The 253-nt window shown below is 54.5% G+C and carries 1 pseudogene; it reads right to left on the bottom strand.

The annotated features are described in order from the left end of the window. Nucleotides 1-253, bottom strand: a pseudogene (locus HC026_RS12630) (hypothetical protein); the annotation flags it as partial.

Here is a 253-nt window from a genome sequence, read left to right as displayed (position 1 = left end):
GTTGGCTGACTTGAAGTAGGAAACTGTTCCATCGCCTGTGACATGCTCACCAAGGCCTGGAGTGGTGTTGGTATCCGTCCCAGTCGTGTCATGCGTCATTGTCACACCTGGGTTATCGTTCGTAACTGTCGTCTTACCCGTCTTGACCGTTTCGCCTGGGTTGACTGTGACTGCTGGCAGGCTTGGTTGATCCTTTGGCGTTTCAGTGACGGTCACAACGCTCGTTGTGCCTGTCCCATCAGTCGTTGGCGTC

Source organism: Secundilactobacillus angelensis (assembly GCF_012641075.1).
Taxonomy (GTDB): domain Bacteria; phylum Bacillota; class Bacilli; order Lactobacillales; family Lactobacillaceae; genus Secundilactobacillus; species Secundilactobacillus angelensis.
Note: the sequence above shows the minus strand (reverse complement) of the source record. Positions and strands in the feature narration are given on the sequence as shown.